Origin of the sequence: Streptomyces sp. SID14436, assembly GCF_010548465.1 — a bacterium.
Classification (GTDB): domain Bacteria; phylum Actinomycetota; class Actinomycetes; order Streptomycetales; family Streptomycetaceae; genus Streptomyces.
The window spans coordinates 1-7,636 of the sequence record NZ_JAAGMD010000343.1; the positions used below are offsets into that span (position 1 = coordinate 1).

Consider the following 7,636-nt stretch of genomic DNA (forward strand, 5'->3'; position numbering starts at 1 on the left):
CGCCGGTTCGTGGCTCTCCCGGTGGTGGTGCGCCCGCTCCGCCGCGGTCCGTGCGCGCTGCCCCTGCCCGGCCAGCAGCCGGGCGAACGCACCGTGCAGCCGCGCCCGTTCGCCCGGCAGCAGGTCCGCGTAGACCGCCTCCCGGGCCAGGGCGTGCCGGAAGGAGTAGGTGCCGCCCTCGCCGGCGACCAGCAGCTGCCGCCCGACCGCTTCGCGCAGCGCCGACTCCAGCTCGTCCTCGGGCAGTCCGACCGCCTCGCGCAGCACCTCGTGGCCGACCCGGCGCCCGGCCACCGCCGCGGTGCGCAGCACCTGCTGCGCCGTCTCGGAGAGCTGCTCGACCCGGATCAGCAGGACGTCGGCGAGGCCGCTGGGCACCCCGTCCGCGGGGGTGCCGGTGGCGGCCACCAGCTCCTCGGCGTAGAAGGCGTTGCCCTCGGCCCGCTCCACGATCCGGCGGACGGTGGCGTCCGGCAGGGGCCGCGCCTCCAGCGCGCGCACCAGCCGGGTCACGTCCGCGTCCGGCAACGGGCGCAGCTCCAGCCGCTCCACGGCGGGCAGCCGCACCAGCTCGGCCAGCACCGGCCGCAGCGGGTGGCGCCGGTGCAGGTCGTCCACCCGGTACGAGGCGCACACCGCCAGCCGGTGCGCGGGCGCGCCCCCCGGATGCTGCAGCACGCCGCGGCCCAGCAGGAAACGCAGCAGGTCACGCGAGGACTGGTCGGCCCAATGCAGGTCCTCCAGCACCAGCAGCAGCGGCGCGATGTCCGCGACCTCGGCCAGCAGCTCCGCCATGCCCTCGAACAGCCGCAGCCGCGCGTCCACGTCCCGTACCGCGTCGGTGCCGCCGCCCAGCAGCCGGCCGACCGCGGGGCGGGCGCCGACGACGGCCGCGAACCGCTCGTCGGCGGCCAGCCGGCCCAGCACCTCCGTGAACGGCAGGTAGGGCAGACCCACGTCCCCGAGGTCCACGCAGTGGCCGGTGACCACGGTCATCCCGTCCGCGGCGGCCCGCGCGGCGACCTCGTCCAGCAGCCGGGTCTTGCCCACCCCGGCGTCCCCGGCGAGCAGCACGGCCCGCGCCCGCCCGCGCCGGGCGCCCTCCAGCACACCGGCGAGACGGGCGAGTTCGTCGTCCCGGCCGACGAGCGGACCGGCGAAGGAGCTCTGTGACACGTCCCCATCCTGGCACGGGGCCCGCCGGCCCGTCCGGCACGACCGGGCAGGAGGCCCGGGCCCCGCCCTGGGGTCCTTCGTCCGGACCGGGCCCGCGAACCCGGCGTGATCCGGACGACGGGCCCCCGGTCAGCGGTGCAGCCGGGCCGGCCAGTCCGCCGGGACCCGCTCCGCCGGGCCCGGGGCGGGCTGCGTCGCGGGGTGGCTGCCGGGCGGGGCGAGGGCCGGGCCGGACTCGTACAGCGCGTCGGTGGCGTAGTCGTAGAACCAGTCCTCGCCCGGTTCGTAGCTGTTCACCAACGGGTGGCCGGTGGCCCGGTAGTGCGCCGTCGCGTGCTGCCCGGGCGAGCTGTCGCAGCAGCCGACGTGGCCGCACGCGGCGCACCGCCGCAGGTGGAACCACCAGCCGCCGGTCGCGTCGCAGTCGACGCAGCCGGGACCGCTCGGCGGGACGACGGGGTCGATGGGGTCGCCGGTCATGGCTGCTCCTCGGGGGTGTCGGGGGAGTCGGCGGCGGACGGGGCGGTGAGCGGCAGCAGCACCTGGAAACGGGTGTCGCCGGGCACCGACTCGAACCGCAGGACACCGCGGTGCTTGCCCACCACGATCCGCCACGAGATGTCGAGTCCGAGGCCCGTGCCCTCACCCACCGGTTTGGTGGTGAAGAACGGATCGAAGACCCGGTCGCGGATGTCGTCGGGGATCCCGGTCCCGGTGTCGCGGAACTCCACCAGCAGCCGGTCCGCCTCGCGGCCGGTGCGCACCGTCAGCGTGCCCCCGCCACCGCCCTCCGCGTCCATCGCGGCGACCGCGTTGTCCACCAGGTTCGTCCACACCTGGTTCAGCTCCGCCGGGTAGGCGGGGATCCTCGGCAGGGTGCGGTCGTAGTCCCGGACGACCTCGATGTGCTGTCCGATCTTGCCCGACAGCATCACCAGCGTGCTGTCGAGGAGTTCGTGCACGTCCGCGACCTGGTACGGCGCGCGGTCGAGCTGCGAGTACTGCTTCGCCGCGTCGACGAGGTGCGAGATGCGCTTGGCCGCGTCCTCGATCTCGTCCATCAGCAGCTCGGTCTCCACGGTGTAGTTGAGCCACCCCACGGCGCCCGGGAGCAGGTCCTCGTCCACGACCGCGGCGACCCCGTCCAGCCAGTCGGGGTCCAGCCCCGCCTGCACGAAGGTGGGGGCGATGCGCCACCCCTCCTCCACGCCGTGGTCGTCGAGCCAGTCGGCGAGCGAGTCCTCCCGGTCGGCCGCCTCCAGCGGACTCAACGCGGGTGCCTTCGCCACGCGTTCGGCGGTGCGCTCCTGGATGTCGATGAGCTGGGCCAGGGTCTCCGGCTCGTAGGTGCCGGTGGAGATCACCCGCAGCTTGTGCCGCATCCTGCCCACCCGCTCGCGCAAAGTCGCGGTGGCCCGTACGGCCGCCGCCGCCGGATTGTTGAGCTCGTGCGTCAGCCCGGCGGACAACGAGCCGAGCGCGAGCAGCCGTTCGCGCTGTCCGACGGCCCGCTGGGTGCTCTTCGACCCGAAGAACAGGCCCTCCAGCAGGTGGACCGCCATCGGGAACCACTCCTGCATGACGGCCGCGAAGGTGTCCGCGGGCAGCACGAAGAACCGGGACGGTTCCGTCACCCGCATCGTGTTGGTGTACACCTGCGGCACCCGGTCGCCCAGGTACGCCTGCATCGCTCCCGCGTACACCCCGCGCTGCGACGTGCGGTTGACCTCCACGTCCTGGTCGCCGACCCGGCGCGAGAGCACGACGGTGCCCTCCAGCATCACGTAGAAGCAGGTGGCGGGCTCCCCCTCGGCGTACACCTCACCGGGCTCGAACCGCTCCACCCGCCCCTCGCGGCACAGCCGCCCCAACTGCTCCGGGGTGAGCCGCTCGAAGAGGAACAGCGAGCCGATCTCCTGCGGGCTGCACGGCCCCGGGGTGCCGTTCACGACTGCTCCAGATACCGGTGGACGAGCATCACGGCCATGGCTCCCTCTCCGACGGCGGACGCGACCCGCTTGGCGGACTCGGCGCGCGCGTCGCCCGCGACGAACACGCCCGGCACGCTGGTCTCCAGGTGGTAGGGCGGCCGGTCCAGCTCCCACTCGGCCGGGGGCCGGCCGTCCGCGGTCAGGTCCGGGCCGGCCGGCAGGAAGCCGCGCTCGTCCCGGCGCACCGTGCCGTCCAGCCAGCCGGTCAGCGGGGCCGCCCCGATGAACACGAACAGCCACTGCGCGTCGACCCGTTCGGTCCGTCCGGTCCGGGTGTCGCGCAGCGTCAGGTGCTCCAGGTGCCCGTCGCCGTGCGCGGCGGCCACCTCCGTCAGGGTCCGCACCGAGATGTTCGGCGCCTTCTCGATCTGCCGGATCAGGTAGTACGACATCGACGCCGACAGGTCCGGCCCGCGCACCAGCAGCGTCACCGACTTGGCGCCCCGCGCCAGGTGCATCGCCGCCTGCCCGGCCGAGTTGGCCCCGCCCACGATGTACACGTCCTCGCCCCGGCAGGCGGACGCCTCCGTCAGCGCCGACCCGTAGTACACCCCGCGCCCGGTCAGGTCCGCGCAGCCGGGGACGGACAGCTGCCGGTAGGACACCCCGGTCGCGAGGATCACGCTGTGCGCGGCGACCGACGAGCCGTCCGAGAAGCGCACCACGCGGGCCGAACCGCACACCTCCAGACCCGTCACCTCGCGCGCGGTGAGGATCTCGGCGCCGAACCGGGTCGCCTGCCGCCGCGCCCGGTCGGTGAGCTGCGCCCCGGACACGCCGTCCGGGAAGCCCAGGTAGTTCTCGATGCGGGAGCTCTGCCCCGCCTGGCCGCCGGTCGCCGACCGCTCCACCAGCACGGTGCGCAGCCCCTCCGAGGCACCGTAGACGGCCGCGCCCAGGCCCGCCGGGCCGCCGCCGATGACGACCAGGTCGTAGAAGTCGGCCTCCGGGGTGGTCGCCAGGCCCACCCGGGCCGCCAGGTCCACGGGCTCCGGCTCCACCAGCGGCGTCCCGTCCGGGGTGATCACCACCGGCAGCCGCGTCCCGTCCTCGTCCGCGGCCGCCAGCAGCCTGCGGCCCTCCGGTTCGTCGGAGGAGTACCAGCGGTAGGGCACCTGGTTGCGGGCCAGGAACTCCCGCACGTCCGAGGAGCGCGCCGACCAGCGGTGCCCCACCACCTTCGTGCTGGGCACCGGCCGGTGGTCACCGGCCCGCCAGGCGGCCAGCAGGTCGTCGACGACGGGGTAGAGCTTCTCCTCCGGCGGGTCCCACGGCTTGAGCAGGTAGTGGTCGAGATCCACGACGTTGATCGCGTCGATCGCCGCCCCGGTGTCCGCGTACGCGGTCAGCAGCACCCGCCGTGCGCCGGGGTGGATGTCGAGGGCCTGCTCCAGGAACTCGATGCCGTTCATCCGCGGCATCCGGTAGTCGGCGAGGAGCACGGCCACCGGATCACCGCGCAGCTTCAGCTCGCGCAGCGCGTCGAGGGCGGCCTCGCCGGACTCGGCGCGCACGATCCGGTACGACCGGCCGTAGCGCCGCCGCAGGTCCCGGGCCACGGCGCGGGAGACCCCCGGGTCGTCGTCCACGGTCATGATGACGGTGCGTGCCGCGTCGGTGGCCTCTGCCATACGTCCCCCACATCGCGTGGTCGGGTCCGGCACGGCGGACCCGCTGCGACGTCGGGCACCGCGCCGACTCAGCCCATCGTAGGGGCGGACGCGCCGGACCGCTCAGCTTCCGCCGGGCCCCGGGCCGGGCCGTGAGGACAGCACGCAGAACTCGTTGCCCTCCGGGTCGGCGAGCACCACCCAGGACTCCTCGCCGCTCTGGCCGACGTCGGCGTGCCGGGCGCCCAGGGCGAGCAGCCGGGCCACCTCGGCGTCCCGGTCGTCGGGCCGCAGGTCGAGGTGGAGGCGGTTCTTCCCCGCCTTGCGTCCCGGGTCCGCACCGAACAGCAGCCCCGGCAGCCGGTCCGGGGCGGGACGGATCTCCATCTCGTCGGGGGACTCGTCCACCACCACCCACCCCAGCGCCTCGGCCCACCACCGCCCGAGGGCGTGCGGATCGGCCGCGTCCACCACCAGCTGCTCCCACGTCACACCCATCACCCCAGCGTAGGGAAGACTGGACCCCCGCAACGGGCACCGCACCGCTGCGGCACCGCACACATCAGGGAATTCAGGGAGGGACCGCATGACACGCCCGATCACGGCAGGGGTCGACGGAACGGGGGAGAGCCTCGCCGCGCTGAACTGGGCGGCGCGGGAAGCGGTCCGGCAGGGACTGCCGCTGCGGGTGGTGCACGCCTGGCGGTTCCAGGCCTACGACACGGTCGACGCCGGGGACGCCGCCACACAGGAGCGGTGGGTGCGCGAGTCGGTGGCCGGGGCCGTCGACGAGGTCGCCGCACGCCATCCCGGTCTCCGGGTCACCGGCGACGCCCTGCAGGGGGACGCCGTGGAGACCCTCGTGGAGGTGGCAGGGGACGCGGAGATGCTGGTGCTGGGCTCCCGCGGGCACGGGCGCATCATGGGCTTCCTGGTCGGCTCGGTCGGCCAGCAGGTCATCGTCGACGCACCGAGCCCGGTGGTGCTGGTCCGGGCCGAGGACAAGCCCTCCGGCGAGGTCGACGGGCGCGAGGTCGTCGTCGGCCAGCAGGGCGACCCGGAGGACAGCGCGGCCGCGCTCGGCTTCGCCTTCCGGACCGCCGCCGCCCGCGGGGCCACCGTGCGGGCCGTGCGCGCCTGGACCCTCCCGCCGGTCTTCGCCTACAGCCCCGGCTCGCTGCGCCTGATGGACGAGGCCGGCGGCCTGGAGCCGTACGAGCAGCAGGCGCTGGCGGCGGCGCTGGCGCCGTGGCGCGAGCGCTACCCGGACGTGCACGTGGTCGAGCACGTGGAGATGGGCAGCGCCGGACAGGTCCTGCTGTCGGTGGCCGGCACGGCCCAGCTGATGGTCGTCGGCCGGCGCGCCCGCCGCACCGCCGTGGGCGCCCGGATCGGCTCGGTCGCGCACGGCGTGCTGCACCACGCGGACTGCCCGGTCGCCGTGGTGCCGCAGTCCTGACGCGGGCGCGGCCCGCCCCGGCTCAGTCCGTGGCGGGCCCCGGCCGGGACCGGGTCTTGGGCAGGATGTGCTCGATGTAGTCCGCGACGGCGGTGTCCAGGCCGATGTCGTGCTGGGCCCGCTCCGACAGGTACCAGCGGTGCTCCAGCAACTCGTGGTAGATCTCCGCCGGGTCCATCCCGCCCCGCAGCTCCGGCGGGACGGCCCGCACGGTCGGGCGGAAGACCTCGCGCACCCAGCGGTGGGCGAGGACCTCGGCGCGGGCCCCCGCGCCGTTGGTCCGGCCCGAGCCCGGCCGGGCGCCCGCGACGGGCTCCTCCGGGGCGTAGTCGTCCTGGGTGGCCATCCAGCTCTCCAGGTCGCTCAGCAGCCGCCTGGCCTGGTTCTCCTCGGCGTCGAGCCCGGTCAGGCGCAGCAGCTGGCGCGGGTGGTGCCCGGCGTCGACGACCTTGGGCACGAAGGTGACCGAGTCGCCGAGGGGGGAGTGCTCGATCTGCATCTCCGCCACGTCGAAGCCGAGCGCGTTCAGCCGGCGGATCCGGCGCTCGATGTAGTGGTACTTGCCCGCCGGGTACACCGACGTGCGGGTCAGCTCCTGCCACAGTCCCTCGTAGCGGGCGCAGATCTCGGAGCCGAACTCGACCGGGTCGACGGAGGGGTGCAGCGCCCCGGACGCCTCCAGGTCCATCAGCTCGCCGCTGATGTTCACCCGGGCGAGCTCCAGGTCGTAGTCGCGCTGCCCGTTGGTCAGCTCCGGGTGCAGGTCGCCGGTCTCGGCGTCGACCAGGTAGGCGGCGTAGGCGCCCGCGTCGCGCCGGAACAGGGTGTTGGACAGCGAGCAGTCGCCCCAGGCGAACCCGGCGAGGTGCAGCCGCACCAGGAGCACGGCCAGCGCGTCCATCAGCCGGTGCATGGTCGCCGGGCGCAGCGTCGTCTCGAACAGCGAACGGTAGGGCAGCGACCCGGCCAGGTGCCGGGTGACCAGGACGCTCTCCAGCGGCTCCCCGGCGGCGTCGGTGCGGCCGGTGACCACGGCGAGCGGGTCCACCGCCGGGATGTCGATCCGGTCCAGGTCGCGCAGCAGCCCGTACTCGCGCTGGGCGGGACGCTCGGCGAGCTCCTTGACCGCGACCACCTCGTCACCGGCGCGCGCGTAGCGCACCACGTGCCGGGAGATGCCGCGCGGCAGCGGCACCAGGTACTCCTCGGGCCATTCCTCCAGCGGAAGGTGCCACGGCAGTTCCAGCAGGAGCGCGGGGTGCTCCGGGTTGGTGGCGTTGATCTGCAGGGCCATGGATCGGGCGTCCTCCTCTCGCGGTGATCGTTCCCAGCCTATTGCGCCCGCCCGCGGGCGCCGAGCGCGGCGGCACGCACCGGCCCGCGGTGCGCGGGTCCGGGAC

General features: G+C 74.8%; 7 protein-coding genes. 1 reads left to right on the plus strand and 6 read right to left on the minus strand.

From position 1 onward, the window contains the following. The 5 genes from G3I53_RS12215 to G3I53_RS12235 form a co-directional block, all read right to left on the minus strand. The coding region (locus G3I53_RS12215) for an AAA family ATPase (protein ID WP_164438329.1) at positions 1–1,176 on the minus strand (1,176 nt) is incomplete at its 3' end. 129 nt (positions 1,177–1,305) lie between these two features. Continuing rightward, positions 1,306–1,656, minus strand: coding sequence for a UBP-type zinc finger domain-containing protein (locus G3I53_RS12220; protein WP_164338119.1), 351 nt, complete (start codon positions 1,654–1,656; stop codon positions 1,306–1,308). After that, positions 1,653–3,125, minus strand: a complete 1,473-nt coding sequence (locus tag G3I53_RS12225) for an ATP-binding protein (RefSeq protein WP_164338120.1) — start codon at positions 3,123–3,125, stop codon at positions 1,653–1,655. The genes G3I53_RS12220 and G3I53_RS12225 overlap by 4 nt, the downstream gene beginning before the upstream one ends. Next, positions 3,122–4,798 (minus strand): FAD-dependent oxidoreductase, encoded by a 1,677-nt coding sequence (locus tag G3I53_RS12230; protein ID WP_164338121.1) that lies wholly within the window; start codon positions 4,796–4,798, stop codon positions 3,122–3,124. The genes G3I53_RS12225 and G3I53_RS12230 overlap by 4 nt, the downstream gene beginning before the upstream one ends. A 102-nt stretch (positions 4,799–4,900) precedes the next feature. Then, complete coding sequence (locus G3I53_RS12235; protein ID WP_164338122.1) at positions 4,901–5,275, minus strand: VOC family protein; 375 nt, start codon at positions 5,273–5,275, stop codon at positions 4,901–4,903. Positions 5,276–5,363: 88 nt separating this feature from the next. On the opposite strand from G3I53_RS12235, the gene G3I53_RS12240 reads away from it, so the two are divergent. Then, entirely contained in the window at positions 5,364–6,236 is an 873-nt protein-coding gene (locus G3I53_RS12240) for a universal stress protein (RefSeq protein ID WP_164438330.1), read from the plus strand. Between the two features lie 22 nt (positions 6,237–6,258). Here G3I53_RS12240 and G3I53_RS12245 read toward each other — a convergent pair whose 3' ends face one another. Next, positions 6,259–7,530 (minus strand): DUF4032 domain-containing protein, encoded by a 1,272-nt coding sequence (locus G3I53_RS12245; RefSeq protein WP_164337748.1) that lies wholly within the window; start codon positions 7,528–7,530, stop codon positions 6,259–6,261. Between the last annotated feature and the right edge of the window lie 106 nt (positions 7,531–7,636).